The following is a 16473-nucleotide window of genomic DNA, read 5'->3' as shown; positions in this document are numbered from 1 at the left end:
TCGTCGCCGCTCGCCGCCGGAGGCGTCTCGCGGCCCGGCGCTCGTGGAGCCGTGCCCGGCCCCCCGCCCCGCCGCCCACGCCCGGTGCGAGCCCGATGCCGCCCCGCACAGCGAGCCGCACCCGGACAAGGGGCCCGACCCACTCGCCACCCGAGGGCTAGTGCGCCGCCGATTCCCAGTCCGGGCCCACGCCGATCGAGACGTCCAGCGGGGCGCGGAGCTGGACCGCGTCGGCCATTTCGCGGCGGACGAGTTCCTCGACCCGGGGGCGTTCGCCGGGGGCGATCTCCAGGACGATTTCGTCGTGGACCTGGAGGAGCATCCGGGAGGTGAGCCCGGCCGCCCTCAGAGCCTTGTCGACGTTCAGCATGGCGATCTTGACGATGTCGGCGGCCGTGCCCTGGATGGGCGCGTTGAGGGCCATGCGCTCGGCGGCCTCTCGGCGCTGGCGGTTGTCGCTGTTGAGGTCGGGGAGGTAGCGGCGGCGGCCGAAGAGGGTCGCCGTGTAGCCGGTGGCCCTGGCCTCGTCGACGACCCGGCGGAGGTAGTCCTGGACGCCGCCGAAGCGCTCGAAGTAGGTGTCCATGAGCCCGCGCGCCTCAGCCGGTTCGATGTTCAGCTGCCCGGAGAGGCCGAAGGCGGACAGACCGTAGGCCAGGCCGTACGACATCGCCTTGATCTTGCGGCGCATCTCCGCGTCGACGGCGGTGCGGTCGACGGAGAAGACCTGTGCGGCGACCGTGTTGTGGAGGTCCTCGCCGGAGGTGAACGCCTCGATGAGGCCCTCGTCCTCGGAGAGGTGGGCCATCACGCGCAGTTCGATCTGGCTGTAGTCGGCCGTCATCAGGGACTCGAAGCCCTCGCCGACGACGAAGCCGCGCCGGATGGCCCGGCCCTCGTCGGTGCGGACCGGGATGTTCTGGAGGTTCGGGTCCGTGGACGACAGCCGGCCCGTCGCGGCCACCGTCTGGTTGAAGGTGGTGTGGATACGGCCGTCCGCCGCGACCGTCTTGATCAGGCCCTCGACGGTGACGCGGAGCTTCGCCTGCTCGCGGTGGCGCAGCATGATGACCGGCAGCTCGTTGTCCGTCTGGGCCGCGAGCCAGGCGAGCGCGTCGGCGTCCGTGGTGTAGCCGGTCTTCGTCTTCTTCGTCCTGGGCAGGCCCAGTTCACCGAAGAGGACTTCCTGGAGCTGCTTGGGCGAACCGAGGTTGAACTCGTGCCCGGCGGCGGCGTGGGCCTCCTTGACGGCCTGCTGGACGGCGCCGGCGAACATCTGCTCCATGGCCTCCAGATGCGCCCGGTCGGCGGCGATGCCGTGCCGCTCCAGCCGGGCCAGGAGCGCGGAGGTCGGCAGCTCCATGTCCCGCAGGAGGTCGGCCGCGCCCACCTCCTCCAGACGGCCGCCGAACGCCTCGCCGAGGTCGAGGATCGCGCGGGCCTGCACCATCAGTGCCTCGGCCTCGGCACCCTCGTCCGCGCCGAAGGCGAGCTGCCCGTCGGCCGCGGCGGCGGGCGCCAGCTCCCGGCCCAGGTACTCCAGGGACAGGGCGTCCAGGTCGAAGGAGCGGCGGCCGGGCTTGACCAGGTAGGCGGCGAGCGCGGTGTCCATGACGACGCCCTCGATGCTCCAGCCGTGCTCGGCGAAGACCCGCATCGCGCCCTTGGCGTTGTGGAAGGTCTTGGGCCGGTCCGCGTCGGCCAGCCACGCCGCGAACGCGGTCTCGTCGGCCTCGTCGAGCTGGGACGGGTCGAACCAGGCGGCGGGCCCGTCGCCCGTGGCGAGGGCGATCTCGGCGACCGAGCCGGTGCCGAGCGCCCAGGTGGCGACGGTGGCGACGCCGAGGGGCTCGCCCGCGTGCCCGGTCAGCCAGTCCGCCAGCTCGCCGGTGGCGAGGACCTTGCCGTCCAGTGCGACGCCCTCGGCGACGACCGGGGCCTCCTCGGCCTCCTCGGCGCCCGGGTCGACGGCGAGGAGCCGCTCGCGCAGGGAGGGGTTGCGGATCTCCAGGGTGTCCAGGACGACCGCGAGGGCCTTGCGGTCGTAGGGCGCGCGCTCCAGTTCGGTGACCGTCCTGGGCAGTTCGACGGTGCGGACCATCTCGGTCAGGCGCCGGTTCAGCTTGACGGCCTCCAGGTGGTCGCGGAGGTTCTGCCCGGCCTTGCCCTTGACCTCGTCGACCCGCTCGACCAGCTCCGCGAACGAACCGAACTGGTTGATCCACTTCGCGGCGGTCTTCTCGCCGACTCCGGGGATGCCCGGCAGGTTGTCCGACGGGTCGCCGCGCAGGGCCGCGAAGTCGGGGTACTGGGCGGGGGTCAGCCCGTACTTCTCGAACACCTTCTCCGGGGTGAACCGGGTCAGCTCGGAGACGCCCTTGGTGGGGTAGAGCACGGTGGTGTGCTCGGTGACGAGCTGGAAGGAGTCGCGGTCGCCCGTGACGATCAGCACCTCGAAGCCCTCGGCCTCGGCCTGGGTGGCGAGGGTGGCGATGACGTCGTCGGCCTCGAAGCCGTCCACCGCGAAGCGGGAGACGTGCATGGTGTCGAGGACCTCGCCGATCAGCTCGACCTGGCCCTTGAACTCGTCCGGGGTCTTGGAGCGGTTCGCCTTGTACTCGGTGAACTCCTCCGAGCGCCAGGTCTTGCGGGACACGTCGAACGCCACCGCGAAGTGCGTGGGCGCCTCGTCGCGCAGCGTGTTGGCCAGCATCGAGGCGAAGCCGTAGATCGCGTTCGTCGGCTGGCCCGTCGCGGTGGTGAAGTTCTCCGCGGGCAGCGCGAAGAACGCGCGGTACGCCAGTGAGTGCCCGTCCATGAGCATCAGGCGCGGACGGTCGCCGCCGGGGGTCTTGTCGGTCTTCTTCGATGCTGTCTCTGCCACGCCCCCGATCCTGCCACGCCCCACTGACAGTCAGGCCCGCCCGGCACCGGCGGCACGGAAGAAGCGGCACCGGCGGCACAGTGCGAGCGGCCCCGGCGGCACGGTGAAGGCGGCACCGGCGGCACGGTGGAAGCGGCCCGGCCGCGGGCCGCGCACCCCTCGCGGCCACCCCTTCCGCCGCCCTGCCGCCACCCCTTCCACCGCCCCTGCCCCACCGCGCCGTCGGTCACGCGTGCGAGGATCGGAGGTACAGCTCGCACGTGTACGCGAAGGAGAGTGCGCGATGGCCACCAAGCCGCCTCAGAGCGATCCCGTCCAGGACGCCCCGGAGGTCGCCGCGCCGAAGCACGTGGCCGCCGGGCTCCCCGCGGTCGGGCACAGCCTGCGGATGTCCCAGCAGCAGATGGGCGTGAAGCGCACGACGCTGACACTGCTGCGGGTCAACCAGAAGGACGGCTTCGACTGCCCGGGCTGCGCCTGGCCGGAGCCGGAGCACCGGCACACCTTCGAGTTCTGCGAGAACGGCGCGAAGGCGGTCGCCGAGGAGGCCACCCTGCGCCGGGTGACGCCCGAGTTCTTCGCCGCGCACCCGGTCGCCGACCTCGCCCACCGCAGCGGCTACTGGCTGGGGCAGCAGGGGCGGCTCACGCATCCCGTGTATCTGCCCGAGGGCGGCGACCGGTACGAACCGGTGTCCTGGGAGCGGGCCTTCGACATCGTCGCCGAGGAGCTCCAGGCCCTGGACTCCCCCGACGAGGCCCTCTTCTACACCTCGGGCCGCACCAGCAACGAGGCCGCGTTCCTCTACCAGCTGTTCGCGCGCGAGCTCGGCACGAACAACCTGCCGGACTGCTCCAACATGTGCCACGAGTCCTCGGGTTCGGCCCTGACGGAGACCATCGGCATCGGCAAGGGCAGCGTGCTGCTGGAGGACCTCTACCGGGCCGACCTGATCGTCGTCGCCGGCCAGAACCCCGGCACGAACCATCCGCGGATGCTCTCCGCGCTGGAGAAGGCCAAGGCGAACGGCGCGAAGGTCATCAGCGTCAACCCGCTGCCGGAGGCGGGCCTGGAGCGGTTCAAGAACCCGCAGACCCCCAAGGGCCTCACCACGGGCGCCGCGCTCACCGATCTGTTCCTCCAGATCCGCATCGGCGGCGACCAGGCCCTGTTCCGTCTCCTCAACAAGCTGATCCTGGAGACCGAGGGCGCCGTCGACCAGGCGTTCGTCGACGAACACACCCACGGCTTCGAGGAGTTCGCGACCGCGGCCCGCGCCGCCGACTGGGACGAGACGCTCGCCGCGACCGGCCTCACGCGCGCGGAGATCGAGGAGGCCCTGCGCCTGGTGCTCGCCTCGGAGCGCACCATCGTGTGCTGGGCGATGGGTCTGACCCAGCACAAGCACTCCGTGCCGACCATCCGCGAAGTGGTCAACTTCCTTCTGCTGCGCGGCAACATAGGCCGGACGGGCGCGGGCGTGTGCCCGGTGCGCGGCCACTCCAACGTGCAGGGCGACCGCACGATGGGCATCTTCGAGCGGCCCGCGCCGGCGTTCCTGGACGCGCTGGAGAAGGAGTTCGGCTTCGCTCCCCCGCGCGAGCACGGCTACGACGTGGTGCACGCGATCCGCGCGCTGCGCGACGGCAGGGCGAAGGTGTTCTTCGCGATGGGCGGCAACTTCGTGTCCGCCTCCCCCGACACGGAGGTCACCGAGGCGGCCATGCGGCGCGCGCGGCTGACCGTGCACGTGTCGACGAAGCTGAACCGCTCGCACGCGGTGACCGGCGCGCGGGCCCTGATCCTGCCGACGCTGGGCCGCACCGAGCGCGATCTCCAGGGCGGCGGCGAGCAGTTCGTGACCGTCGAGGACTCCATGGGCATGGTGCACGCCTCCCGGGGCCGGCTGGAGCCCGCGAGCACGCAGCTGCTGTCCGAGCCGGCGATCGTGGCGCGGCTGGCCCGCCGGGTGCTCGGCGAGGGGTCCCGCACCCCGTGGGAGGAGTTCGAGAAGGACTACGCCACGATCCGGGACCGCATAGCCCGCGTGATACCGGGCTTCGAGGACTTCAACGCGCGCGTGGAGCACCCCGGCGGCTTCGCCCTGCCGCACGCCCCGCGCGACGAGCGCCGCTTCCCGACGGCCACCGGCAAGGCCAACTTCACCGCCGCGCCGGTGGAGTTCCCGGAGCTTCCCGAGGGCCGTCTGCTGCTCCAGACGCTGCGCTCGCACGACCAGTACAACACCACGATCTACGGCCTCGACGACCGTTACCGGGGCATCAGGAACGGCCGCCGGGTCGTCCTGGTCAACCCCGGGGACGCGGCGCGGCTGGGGCTCGCCGACGGGTCGTACGTCGACCTGGTGAGCGAGTGGCGGGACGGCGTCGAGCGGCGCGCGCCCGGCTTCCGGGTGGTGCACTACCCGACGGCGCGCGGCTGTGCGGCGGCCTACTACCCCGAGACCAACGTCCTGGTCCCGCTGGACTCCACCGCCGACACCAGCAACACCCCGGCCAGCAAGTCCGTCGTCGTCCGTCTGGAACAATCGGCGACCGACTGAGCGTTTGCTCAGTCGGATGTGTTCCAGTGAGCGATCCCGACGAACGGAGCCGGGCCCGATGGGCGAGCAGCAGCAAGTGACGTTCCCGCAAGAGGTCATCGACGAGTACGCCGCTCTCGGCGTGGATCTGCCCGCCCTGTTCTCGGCGGGGCATCTCGGCACGCGGATGGGTGTCCAGATCGTGGAGGCCTCGGCCGAGCGGGTCGTCGGGACGATGCCGGTGGAGGGCAACACCCAGCCGTACGGGCTGCTGCACGGCGGTGCCTCCGCGGTGCTGGCGGAGACCCTCGGCTCGGTCGGGGCGATGCTGCACGGCGGCAGCTCCAAGATCGCCGTGGGGGTCGACCTCAACTGCACGCATCACCGGGGCGCCCGCTCCGGTCTGGTCACCGGCGTGGCCACGCCCGTGCACCGGGGCAGGTCGACGGCGACGTACGAGATCGTGATCAGTGACGAGGAGGGCCGCCGGGTGTGCACCGCGCGGCTGACGTGTCTGCTGCGTGACGTCCGTCCCGGCGACGGGGCCCCGGTCGGCGTGGACCGCTGACCTCTGGCCGGGCCGGGCCCCGAGGGCCTAGCGTCGGGACATGCGAACGGGAGGCGCCCGCGCGGCGCTCGGGGTCGGGGCGGCACTGGGGCTGGCGCTGCTGACGGTCACCGGATGCGGAGGATCCGCCTCCCGAACCGCATCGGCACCGACACCGACACCGGTTCCGACACCGGCTTCCGGCCGCCCCGCACCTCCCGAGGACCTCTGCGCCCGTCTCGTGGCCCACTGGTCGCGCGAGGTGCTCGACACGGACACCTACGGCGACTACCAGTCGATGGGCCTGTCGAACGGCCAGTACGAGATCCTCATCGGTGTCGTGGACGCCGCGCGGGCCGCGAGGAAACGTGAAGGTCCCGCCGCCGCGGACGAGTTGATCGACCGCCGGGCCCGCCGGGGCTGCGTGGAGTGGTACCGCGACGGCGGTCCCGGCGACGGGCCCTGGCAGTGAGCGGCGTCGGACCGGTCGAACCCGGCGAGGGCACGCACACCTGGGATCTCCTGGAACCCGACGTCCCGCGTCCGCCCCGTGGACGCCTGGGGACGTTCTACGGCCGCCACCGCCGCGCCGCGCTCGCCACCGTGACCGCCGTGACCGTCCTCGCCGGCGGCGGCTACCTCTACGCGACCCGGCCCGAGCCGCCCGCGCCTCCCCCGCCGCCGTACCCGTCGCAGGTCACCGACCTGCACTACCTCAGTGGCGAGCCCGGCCCGGCGGGCGACGAGGCGCGCGGCTTCAGCTTCTCGCTGGAGCTGCGGGTGCTGGCCGGGCCGCCCGTGACCGTGGAGCGTATTTCCCAGCCGTACGCGGGGATGTCGGTCACCTCGTCCCCCAAAGCCCCTTTCCGCACGAATCCCGGCACCACCCGCAAGATCGTCGTGACCATGCACGTCACGCAATGCCGGAAAGTGCCATGGAACGCCGGACTCCCTTTCCTGGACGTAACTCTACGTAATACGCGCGCAATAGAAGTCCACAGCTACATCCTCGGACAGCGGTATGCGCAACACCTGTCAGAGGCCCTACAGGTAGCCTGCAGCAACGGTTTGGAGTAATTACCAAAACCCCCGAGACGCCTGAACAACCCTGGGCGGATCCTGCGGGTTCTCACAATGCGGACCGGGCGAATCGGCCTGAATTCCGCTGTTCCACCCAGTCAGTACCGCTCTGCATTACGACGTGTCATAACAAGAGAGTCACAGCCTGAGTCAGACCCTCCTCCGCGATCCCCGCACACGCTTAGAGTCACGCCCAGTCACCGCGCCACCGAATACCACTTCGCGCCAGCGCATCGACTCGGCGACTTCTATGGGGGAGCGCCGCGCCAGTGAAAGGACGAATCGTGCGTCAACGTTCGCTCATCACCGTCACCGCCGCGCTGGCGGCGGGAGCACTCACCCTCACCGCCTGCGGCTCGCGCGACGATGACAGCGGCTCGGACTCCGGCAGCGGCGGCACCAAGGTCGTCATCGGCGTCGACGCCCCGCTGACGGGTGACCTGTCCGCGCTGGGTCTCGGCATCAAGAACTCCGTCGACCTCGCCGCGAAGACCGCCAACAAGCAGAAGCTCGTCGACGGCGTGACCTTCGAGGTCAAGGCCCTCGACGACCAGGCGCAGCCGTCCTCGGGCCAGCAGAACGCCACCCAGCTGGTCGCCGACAAGAACGTCCTCGGCGTGGTCGGCCCGCTGAACTCGTCGGTCGCCGAGTCCATGCAGAAGGTCTTCGACGACGCGAAGCTGGTCGAGGTCTCCCCGGCCAACACCAACCCGGCGCTGACCCAGGGCACCAACTGGCAGACCGAGAAGGCGCGCACGTACAAGTCGTACTTCCGCACCGCGACCACGGACGCCATCCAGGGCCCGTTCGCCGCGCAGTACGTGTACAACGACGCCAAGAAGAAGAAGGTCTTCGTCATCGACGACAAGAAGACCTACGGCGCCGGTCTGGCCGCCACCTTCACCGAGGAGTTCAAGAAGCTCGGCGGCACCATCGCCGGCACCGAGCACATCAACCCGGACACCAAGGACTTCTCCGCGGTCGCCACCAAGGTGAAGGCCTCCGGCGCGGACGTCGTCTACTACGGCGGCGAGTACCCGCAGGCCGGTCCGCTGAGCAAGCAGATCAAGGCCGCGGGCGCCAAGGTCCCGCTGGTCGGCGGTGACGGCATCTACAGCGCCGACTTCATCAAGCTGGCCGGCGACGGCGGCACCGGTGACCTCGCCACCTCGGTCGGCGCGCCCGTGGAGGAGCTCGCCTCCGCCAAGGAGTTCGTGGCCAACTACAAGACCGCGGGCTACAAGGAGGCCTACGAGGCGTACGGCGGCTACTCCTACGACTCCGCCTGGGCGATCATCGAGGCCGTGAAGAAGGTCGTCGAGGACAACGACGGCAAGCTTCCCAGCGACGCCCGCGCCAAGGTCACCGAGGCCATGCAGAACGTCTCCTTCGACGGTGTGACCGGCAAGGTCTCCTTCGACGAGTACGGCGACGCCACCAACAAGCAGCTCACCGTGTACGCCGTCGAGAACGGGACCTGGAAGGCGGTCAAGTCCGGCACCTACACCGGCTGATCCTCACTCCCGCATCATCCTGAGCCGCGCGGGGCGCTGTTCCACTGGCGCCCCGCGCGGATCCACATCCGGCCCCATCCGTCGAAACATCCGAAACGCCTCGGAGGACATGCGGTGAACGAACTGCCGCAGCAGCTGGTCAACGGCCTGCTACTGGGATCCATGTACGGGCTCGTCGCCATCGGCTACACGATGGTCTATGGCATCGTCCAGCTCATCAACTTCGCCCACGGCGAGATCTTCATGACCGGAGCGTTCGGCGCTCTGACGATCTACGTGTACGTGCTGCCCGACGGCACCTCCATGTGGGTCGCGCTGCCGCTGATGCTCATCGGCGCCGCCCTGGTGTCGACCACCTTCGCCGTCGGAGCGGAACGATTCGCTTACCGACCCCTCCGCAGCGCGCCACGCCTCGCGCCGCTCATCACCGCCATCGGTCTCTCCCTGGCGCTCCAGCAGGCCGTGTGGGCCTGGTACCCCGAGGCGAAGTCCGCCCGGACCTTCCCGCAGATCCCCGGCGGACCCTTCGAGATCGGCAATGTCACCATCCAGACCGGTGACATCTTCCTGCTGGTCGCCGCCCCCATCAGCATGGGCGTCCTGGCCTACTTCGTCATGAAGACCCGCACCGGCCGCGGTATGCAGGCCACCGCGCAGGACCCGGACACCGCCAAGCTCATGGGCGTCAACACCGACCGGATCATCGTGGTCGCCTTCGCCCTCGGCGCGATCTTCGCCGCCGTCGGCGGTGTCGCCTACGGCCTCAAGTACGGCCAGATCGACTTCCGTATGGGCTTCATCCTCGGTCTGAAGGCCTTCACCGCGGCCGTCCTCGGCGGCATCGGCAACATCTACGGCGCCATGATCGGCGGCGTCGTCCTCGGTGTGGCCGAGACCCTGGCCACCGCCTACATCGCCGACATCCCCGGCATGGACAAGTTCGGCAGCCAGTCCTGGGCCGACGTCTGGGCCTTCGTACTCCTCATTCTCGTGCTGCTGCTCAGGCCCCAGGGTCTGCTCGGCGAACGCGTCGCGGACAGGGCGTGACACCGATGACCACACAGACCACCGACACCACCGACGCCCCGGCCGGCAAGACCGGCGCCCCCCGCGGCCTCATCGGCATCCCGGCCGCCACCGGCCGCGCGCTCGCCCTCGGCGGCAGCGTCCTGACGATCGTCTCCACGTTCCTCGCGTGGACCTGGACCTCCGCCTTCCCCGGCGACCTCACCGTCTACGGCTACCCGGGCGGCCTCCAGGTCCTCGTGCTGGTCGGCGGCGTCATCGCCACCCTGTTCTGCCTCTCCTCCTACGGGGTCAGGGGCCTGGCCTGGCTGACCCCCGCCGGTCCCGACGCGGCCATCCGGTTCGCCACCCTGGCCGTCTTCGCGACCAGCTGGTACACGGTCCTCGCCATCACCGTCGACCTCGGCGGTGTCGTCAACCTCGAACCGGGCGGCTACATCGTCGCCGTCGCGAGCCTGGCCGCCTTCCTCGGCGCTCTCGCCCTGCCCTTCGAGCGGCCCGAGCCCGACCCCGTCGACCCCGACGACACCGGCTGGGAGCTCTTCCGGCACGAGAGCGGCCAGAAGTGGCAGACGCTCAAGGCCGCCTTCGCCGCCGGCACCCCGCGCCGCCTCGGCACGCTGCCCTCGTACGCCGAGATCCTGGTCATCGTCGCCGTGCTCGCCGTCGGCCTGACCGTCTTCACCTACGGCATCGGCACCGAGTACGACGAGCAGTTCATCGGCTTCCTGATCACCGCCGGCTTCGGCTTCGCGGCGCTCAACAAGGCCGGTCTCGTCGCCCAGGCCTCGCAGATCACCGCCCGGCACCAGAACATCACCATCTGCGGTGCCTTCGTCGCCGCCGCGATGTTCCCCTTCACCCAGACCGACGACCAGTACGCGACCATCGGCGTCTACATCCTGATCTTCGCCACCGTCGCCCTCGGTCTGAACATCGTCGTCGGCCTCGCCGGTCTCCTCGACCTCGGCTACGTCGCCTTCCTCGGTGTCGGCGCCTACGCCGCCGCCCTGGTCTCCGGCTCGCCCAGCTCGCCGTTCGACGTCAAGTTCCCGTTCTGGGCCGCCGTCCTCGTCGGCGCCGCCGCCTCCCTCGTCTTCGGTGTCCTCATCGGCGCCCCGACGCTGCGGCTGCGCGGCGACTACCTCGCCATCGTGACCCTCGGCTTCGGTGAGATCTTCCGGATCACCGTCAACAACCTCGACGGCACCTCCGGGCCCGACCTCACCAACGGCTCCAACGGCATCTCCTCGATCCCGAACCTCAACATCCTCGGGTTCGACTTCGGCCTCGAACACAGCATCGCCGGGTTCACCATCGGCCGGTTCGCCAACTACTTCTTCCTGATGCTGCTCATCACGGCCGTCGTGGTGCTGGTCTTCCGCCGCAGCGGCGACTCCCGCATCGGCCGCGCCTGGGTCGCCATCCGCGAGGACGAGACCGCCGCGCTCGCCATGGGCATCAACGGCTTCCGGGTCAAGCTGATCGCCTTCGCGCTCGGCGCCTCCCTCGCCGGCCTCGCGGGCACCGTCCAGGCCCACGTCACCTACACGGTGACCCCCGAGCAGTACCTCTTCGCCGGGGTGATCCCGCCCAACTCCGCCTTCCTGCTCGCCGCGGTCGTCCTCGGCGGCATGGGCACCATCAGCGGACCCCTGATCGGCGCGTCGCTGCTGTTCCTCATCCCCAACAAGCTCCAGTTCCTCGGCGACTACCAGCTCTTCGCCTTCGGCCTCGCGCTCATCCTGCTGATGCGTTTCCGCCCGGAGGGTCTGATCCCCAACCGGCGGCGCCAGCTGGAGTTCCACGAAGACGCGGAAGCGCCCACCGTCCTGACGAAGGCAGGGGCCTGACCACCATGACCACGGACACCACCACCGCCGCCACCGGGACGACCGTCCTCGACGCCCGCGGCGTGACCATGCGCTTCGGCGGTCTCACCGCCGTGCGCAATGTCGACCTCCAGGTCAACAGCGGCGAGATCGTCGGTCTCATCGGCCCCAACGGCGCCGGCAAGACGACCTTCTTCAACTGCCTCACCGGCCTCTACATCCCCACCGAGGGAGAGGTCCGCTACAAGGGCACCGTCCTGCCGCCCAAGTCCTTCAAGGTGACCGCCGCCGGCATCGCCCGCACCTTCCAGAACATCCGTCTGTTCGCGAACATGACGGTCCTGGAGAACGTGCTGGTGGGCCGTCACACCCGCACCAAGGAGGGCCTGTGGAGCGCCCTTCTGCGCGGCCCCGGCTTCCACCGCGCGGAGAAGGCCTCCCGGGAACGCGGCATGGAGCTCCTGGAGTTCGTCGGCCTCGCGAACAAGGCCGACCACCTGGCCCGCAACCTGCCCTACGGCGAGCAGCGCAAGCTGGAGATCGCCCGCGCGCTGGCGAGCGAGCCCGGTCTGCTCCTGCTCGACGAGCCCACGGCCGGCATGAACCCGCAGGAGACGCGGACGACCGAGGAACTCGTCTTCGCCATCCGCGACCAGGGCATCGCCGTCCTCGTCATCGAGCACGACATGCGCTTCATCTTCAACCTCTGCGACCGCGTCGCCGTGCTCGTCCAGGGCGAGAAGCTCGTCGAGGGCGACAGCGCCACCGTCCAGGGCGACGAGCGCGTGGTCGCCGCCTACCTCGGCGAGCCCTTCGAGAACGCCCCGGGCGACGCCGAGGCCGCGGAGGTCGAGGCGGCCGAGGCCCAGGCCGAGACCACCAAGGACGCCGCGCCCGGCAAGGAGACCGACCGATGACCGCTCTGCTCGAAGTCGAGGACCTCCGGGTCGCCTACGGCAAGATCGAGGCCGTCAAGGGCATCTCGTTCAAGGTCGAGGCCGGCGAGGTCGTCACCCTGATCGGCACCAACGGCGCCGGCAAGACCACCACCCTGCGCACCCTGTCGGGGCTGCTCAAGCCGGTCGGCGGCCAGATCAAGTTCGACGGCAAGTCGCTCAAGAAGGTCCCCGCCCACGACATCGTCGCGCTGGGGCTGGCCCACTCCCCCGAGGGCCGGCACATCTTCCCCCGCATGACGATCGAGGACAACCTGCGCCTCGGCGCCTTCCTGCGCAACGACCGGCAGGGCATCGAGAGCGACATCCAGCGCGCGTACGACCTCTTCCCGATCCTGGGAGAGCGGCGCAAGCAGGCCGCGGGCACCCTGTCCGGCGGTGAGCAGCAGATGCTGGCGATGGGCCGCGCGCTCATGTCCCAGCCGAAGCTGCTGATGCTGGACGAGCCGTCCATGGGTCTGTCGCCGATCATGATGCAGAAGATCATGGCGACGATCGCCGAGCTGAAGTCCCAGGGCACGACGATCCTGCTCGTCGAGCAGAACGCCCAGGCGGCGCTGTCGCTGGCCGACCACGGCCATGTGATGGAGGTCGGCAGCATCGTCCTGTCGGGCAGCGGCCAGGACCTGCTGCACGACGAGTCGGTGCGCAAGGCGTACCTCGGCGAGGACTGAGACCGCCCGCTCGTCCGTACCGACGACGAGGCCCGCGCCCCCGGAAGGGGACGCGGGCCTCGCGCGTGCGGGGGTGGCCCGGGGTCAGCCCTTGGCCGCCTTCTTCTCGTCGGCGTCCTGGATGACGGCCTCCGCGACCTGCTGCATCGACATGCGGCGGTCCATCGACGTCTTCTGGATCCAGCGGAACGCGGCCGGCTCGGTGAGGCCGTACTCCGTCTGGAGGATCGACTTGGCGCGGTCGACGAGCTTGCGCGTCTCCAGCCGGAGCGTGAGGTCGGCGACCTCCTTCTCCAGCTCCTTCAGCTCCGTGAACCGCGAGACGGCCATCTCGATCGCCGGCACGACGTCGCTCTTGCTGAACGGCTTCACGAGGTAGGCCATCGCGCCCGCGTCCCGGGCCCGCTCGACGAGGTCGCGCTGCGAGAACGCGGTCAGCATCAGGACCGGCGCGATGCGCTCCTCGGCGATCTTCTCGGCGGCCGAGATGCCGTCCATCTTCGGCATCTTCACGTCGAGGATCACCAGGTCCGGCTGGTGCTCACGGGCCAGCTCGATGGCCTGCTCGCCGTCACCCGCCTCCCCGACGACGGTGTAGCCCTCCTCCTCCAGCATCTCTTTGAGGTCGAGGCGGATCAGCGCCTCGTCCTCGGCGATGACGACACGGGTCGTCAGCGGAGGCACGTGCGACTTGTCGTCGTCGGGCGCGTCTACGGGCTGGGGCGACTCGGGGGCGGTCACGGGGGCTCCTTGATCAGGGCGGGGTGCTGCTGACAAGAGCCTACAGAGCTGCGATAAGGTAGGGGCACGGCGGGTGACCGCCTACCTTTGTTTTACAGGGCGCCCCGGTAGCCCAGCGGTAGAGGCAATGGTCTCAAACACCATCCAGCGTCGGTTCGAATCCGACCCGGGGTACTTTTCCTTCGATTCCAAGTTTCCATTCTGGAAGCGGCTGTCCGGGTGGATCCCGGGCCCCGACGACAGCCGCGCCCCGCGCCGAGCCGCTACTTCGGACTGTCGTCCTCACCGATGTGGTGCACGCGCACCAGGTTCGTCGCCCCGGCGACACCGGGCGGGGAACCGGCCGTGATGACGACGATGTCGCCCTTCGCGCAGCGCCCGTGCTCCAGCAGCAGTTCGTCGACCTGGTCGACCATCGCGTCGGTGGAGTCGACGTGCGGGCCGAGGATCGTCTCGACGCCCCACGTCAGGTTGAGCTGCGACCGGGTGGCCGGCTCGGGGGTGAAGGCGAGCAGCGGGATCGGCGACCGGTAGCGGGACAGCCGCCGCACGGTGTCGCCGGACTGGGTGAAGGCCACGAGGAACTTCGCGCCGAGGAAGTCGCCCATCTCGGCGGCGGCACGGGCGACGGCACCGCCCTGTGTGCGGGGCTTGTTCCGTTCGGTCAGCGGCGGAAGGCCCTTGGCGAGGATGTCCTCCTCGGCCGCCTCGACGATCTTCGCCATCGTGGTGACGGTCTCGACGGGGTACTTGCCGACGCTCGTCTCACCGGAGAGCATCACCGCGTCCGTGCCGTCGATGACGGCGTTGGCGACGTCGGAGGCCTCGGCCCGGGTGGGGCGGGAGTTCTCGATCATCGAATCGAGCATCTGCGTGGCGACGATGACGGGTTTGGCGTTGCGCTTCGCCAGTTTGATCGCGCGCTTCTGGACGATCGGAACTTGTTCGAGCGGCATCTCGACGCCCAGGTCACCGCGCGCGACCATGATGCCGTCGAACGCGGCCACGATGTCCTCGATGGCCTCGACCGCCTGCGGCTTCTCGACCTTGGCGATGACGGGAAGGCGGCCGTGCCCCTCCTCGTCCATGATGCGGTGGACGTCGTCGATGTCCCGCCCGGACCTGACGAAGGACAGGGCGACGACGTCGAAGCCGGTGCGCAGCGCCCAGCGCAGGTCGGCCTCGTCCTTGTCGGAGAGGGCGGGGACGGAGACGGCGACGCCGGGGAGGTTGAGGCCCTTGTGGTCGGAGACGACGCCGCCCTCGACGACGGTGGTGCGGACGCGGGGTCCGTCGACCCCGGTGACCTCCAGGCAGACCTTGCCGTCGTCGACGAGGACGCGTTCACCGGCGGTGACGTCGGCGGCGAGTCCGGCGTAGGTGGTTCCGCAGGAGTGGCGGTCCCCCTCGGCGCCCTCCTCCACCGTGATGGTGAAGGTGTCGCCGCGTTCAAGGAGTACGGGACCTTCGGTGAAGTGGCCGAGGCGGATCTTCGGGCCCTGAAGGTCGGCGAGGACGCCGACGCTGCGGCCCGTCTCCTCGGAGGCCTTGCGGACGCGCTGGTAGCGCTCCTCGTGCTCGGCGTGCGTGCCGTGGCTGAGGTTGAAGCGGGCGACGTCCATTCCGGCTTCGACCAGGGCTTTGATCCGGTCGTAGGAGTCGGTGGCGGGGCCCAGGGTGCAGACGATCTTCGCTCGGCGCATAACACGACCCTACGGCTTACCGGCCGGTAGAGAATTCGCGCCGTGTGGCCCACCAACAACCTTTGGGTGAAGGGTTGTTGACAAGGGTTGAAGTGTGCGGGCGGATGCTCCGATGAGCATTCCGGCGTGCGGTTCACAGCGTCGGCGGTCGCATGGTGAAGCGGGCGTTCACCTGTGCGTGCACCTGCTGGCGCTGGGGCTCCAGGTCCAGCGGCGCGGGTCCGGCGTCCTCGGCGGCGAAGGAGGCGGCGCGCATCCGGGCGGCCGGGGCGTAGGGGCGGGCCTCCTCGGCACCGATGTCGGCGAGTTCGACGAGCGCGGCGAGCGTGGTGCCGAGGGCCTCGGCGTACTCCCGGGCGCGCTGCACGGCCTCGCGGACCGCCTGGCGGCGGGCCTCGGCGTGGACCGGGGAGCCGGGGCGCAGCGCCCACCAGGGGCCGTCGACCCGGGTGAGGTCGAGGTCGGCGAGGCGGGTGGCGAGTTCACCCAGCGCGGTGAAGTCGCTCAGTTCCGCGGTGACATGGACCTGGCCGTGGTAGGCGTGGACGCGTTCGCCGCGCCCCTTCTCGCGGAGCTCGGGGGTGACGGCGAAGGCGCCGGTCTCCAGGCGTTCGACGGCGTCCCCGTAGCTCTTGACGAGGTCGAGGACGGCGGCGTTGCGGCGGGTGAGGTCGTCGAGGGCGGCGGCGCGGTCCTTGCCGCGGGCGAGGACGGTGACGCCGATCCGGGCGATCTCCGGGTCGACTTCGAGCCGCGCCTCGCCCCGGACGGCGACACGGGGCGCGTCGGGGGTGCCGTAGGGGACGAAGGGTCCGGTGCCGCCCGTTTCCGCTGAAGTCATACGACCCACTCTGTCACTTCTTGACGGGTTACGGGTCGGCCGGTTCACCGCTTTGGTCACCGGATCGAAACCTCTTGGGTCTATTGCCGTCCGTCATGCGCGGGTCAGAATCTACGCGCGTTATCTACGCGCG

Annotated in this window: 13 protein-coding genes and 1 tRNA gene; 10 read left to right on the top strand and 4 right to left on the bottom strand. The window is 70.1% G+C overall.

What is annotated here, in order from left to right; genetic code table 11:
* Positions 1-157 precede the first annotated feature (157 nt).
* Positions 158-2884: a DNA polymerase I gene (gene polA / locus ACIPSE_RS18925; protein WP_401663978.1), complete on the bottom strand. Its 2727-nt coding sequence runs from the start codon at positions 2882-2884 to the stop codon at positions 158-160.
* Between the two features lie 283 nt (positions 2885-3167).
* Between polA and ACIPSE_RS18920 the strand changes: the two genes are divergently transcribed.
* The 9 genes from ACIPSE_RS18920 (at position 3168) to ACIPSE_RS18880 (ending at position 13055) form a co-directional block, all read left to right on the top strand.
* Positions 3168-5447: an FdhF/YdeP family oxidoreductase gene (locus ACIPSE_RS18920; protein WP_401663975.1), complete on the top strand. Its 2280-nt coding sequence runs from the start codon at positions 3168-3170 to the stop codon at positions 5445-5447.
* Positions 5448-5505: 58 nt separating this feature from the next.
* Positions 5506-5994: a PaaI family thioesterase gene (locus tag ACIPSE_RS18915; RefSeq protein WP_401663972.1), complete on the top strand. Its 489-nt coding sequence runs from the start codon at positions 5506-5508 to the stop codon at positions 5992-5994.
* 40 nt (positions 5995-6034) lie between these two features.
* Positions 6035-6445, top strand: a complete 411-nt coding sequence (locus tag ACIPSE_RS18910) for a hypothetical protein (protein ID WP_401663970.1) — start codon at positions 6035-6037, stop codon at positions 6443-6445.
* Positions 6442-7050, top strand: a complete 609-nt coding sequence (locus ACIPSE_RS18905) for a Tat pathway signal sequence domain protein (RefSeq protein WP_401663968.1) — start codon at positions 6442-6444, stop codon at positions 7048-7050. The genes ACIPSE_RS18910 and ACIPSE_RS18905 overlap by 4 nt, the downstream gene beginning before the upstream one ends.
* Before the next feature lie 287 nt (positions 7051-7337).
* Positions 7338-8567, top strand: a complete 1230-nt coding sequence (locus ACIPSE_RS18900; protein WP_401663965.1) for a branched-chain amino acid ABC transporter substrate-binding protein — start codon at positions 7338-7340, stop codon at positions 8565-8567.
* A gap of 114 nt (positions 8568-8681) precedes the next feature.
* Positions 8682-9614 carry a branched-chain amino acid ABC transporter permease gene (locus ACIPSE_RS18895; protein WP_401663962.1) on the top strand — a complete coding sequence of 311 codons (933 nt, stop codon included), beginning with the start codon at positions 8682-8684 and terminating at the stop codon, positions 9612-9614.
* 5 nt (positions 9615-9619) lie between these two features.
* Entirely contained in the window at positions 9620-11446 is a 1827-nt protein-coding gene (locus tag ACIPSE_RS18890; protein ID WP_401663960.1) for a branched-chain amino acid ABC transporter permease, read from the top strand.
* A 5-nt stretch (positions 11447-11451) separates the two neighbouring features.
* Positions 11452-12342 carry an ABC transporter ATP-binding protein gene (locus tag ACIPSE_RS18885; RefSeq protein ID WP_401663957.1) on the top strand — a complete coding sequence of 297 codons (891 nt, stop codon included), beginning with the start codon at positions 11452-11454 and terminating at the stop codon, positions 12340-12342.
* Positions 12339-13055, top strand: a complete 717-nt coding sequence (locus ACIPSE_RS18880; protein WP_401663955.1) for an ABC transporter ATP-binding protein — start codon at positions 12339-12341, stop codon at positions 13053-13055. Before ACIPSE_RS18885 ends, ACIPSE_RS18880 begins: the two co-directional genes overlap by 4 nt.
* 84 nt (positions 13056-13139) lie before the next feature.
* Here the strand turns inward: ACIPSE_RS18880 and ACIPSE_RS18875 are convergent, their stop codons facing one another.
* Positions 13140-13796 (bottom strand): ANTAR domain-containing response regulator, encoded by a 657-nt coding sequence (locus ACIPSE_RS18875; protein ID WP_401663952.1) that lies wholly within the window; start codon positions 13794-13796, stop codon positions 13140-13142.
* A 101-nt stretch (positions 13797-13897) separates the two neighbouring features.
* Here ACIPSE_RS18875 and ACIPSE_RS18870 point away from each other — a divergent pair.
* Positions 13898-13970, top strand: a tRNA-Leu gene (locus ACIPSE_RS18870).
* Positions 13971-14059: 89 nt separating this feature from the next.
* Here the strand turns inward: ACIPSE_RS18870 and pyk are convergent.
* Positions 14060-15499, bottom strand: a complete 1440-nt coding sequence (pyk, locus tag ACIPSE_RS18865; protein ID WP_401663950.1) for a pyruvate kinase — start codon at positions 15497-15499, stop codon at positions 14060-14062.
* A 133-nt stretch (positions 15500-15632) separates the two neighbouring features.
* Positions 15633-16340 carry an SIMPL domain-containing protein gene (locus tag ACIPSE_RS18860; protein WP_401663948.1) on the bottom strand — a complete coding sequence of 236 codons (708 nt, stop codon included), beginning with the start codon at positions 16338-16340 and terminating at the stop codon, positions 15633-15635.
* Positions 16341-16473: the final 133 nt, after the last annotated feature.

Origin of the sequence: Streptomyces sp. NPDC090106, from assembly GCF_044747265.1 — a bacterium.
Taxonomy (GTDB): Bacteria; Actinomycetota; Actinomycetes; order Streptomycetales; family Streptomycetaceae; genus Streptomyces.
This window is presented reverse-complemented; position numbering and strand designations above follow the sequence as displayed.

What these genes read in the sequence shown, in the direction of transcription:
- ACIPSE_RS18890 (WP_401663960.1), top strand. Translation starts at nt 9,620, where the DNA reads ATGACCACACAGACCACCGACACCACCGACGCCCCGGCCGGCAAGACC.
- pyk (WP_401663950.1), bottom strand. Translation starts at nt 15,499, where the DNA reads ATGCGCCGAGCGAAGATCGTCTGCACCCTGGGCCCCGCCACCGACTCC.
- ACIPSE_RS18910 (WP_401663970.1), top strand. Translation starts at nt 6,035, where the DNA reads ATGCGAACGGGAGGCGCCCGCGCGGCGCTCGGGGTCGGGGCGGCACTG.
- ACIPSE_RS18885 (WP_401663957.1), top strand. Translation starts at nt 11,452, where the DNA reads ATGACCACGGACACCACCACCGCCGCCACCGGGACGACCGTCCTCGAC.
- ACIPSE_RS18915 (WP_401663972.1), top strand. Translation starts at nt 5,506, where the DNA reads ATGGGCGAGCAGCAGCAAGTGACGTTCCCGCAAGAGGTCATCGACGAG.
- ACIPSE_RS18860 (WP_401663948.1), bottom strand. Translation starts at nt 16,340, where the DNA reads ATGACTTCAGCGGAAACGGGCGGCACCGGACCCTTCGTCCCCTACGGC.
- ACIPSE_RS18920 (WP_401663975.1), top strand. Translation starts at nt 3,168, where the DNA reads ATGGCCACCAAGCCGCCTCAGAGCGATCCCGTCCAGGACGCCCCGGAG.
- ACIPSE_RS18880 (WP_401663955.1), top strand. Translation starts at nt 12,339, where the DNA reads ATGACCGCTCTGCTCGAAGTCGAGGACCTCCGGGTCGCCTACGGCAAG.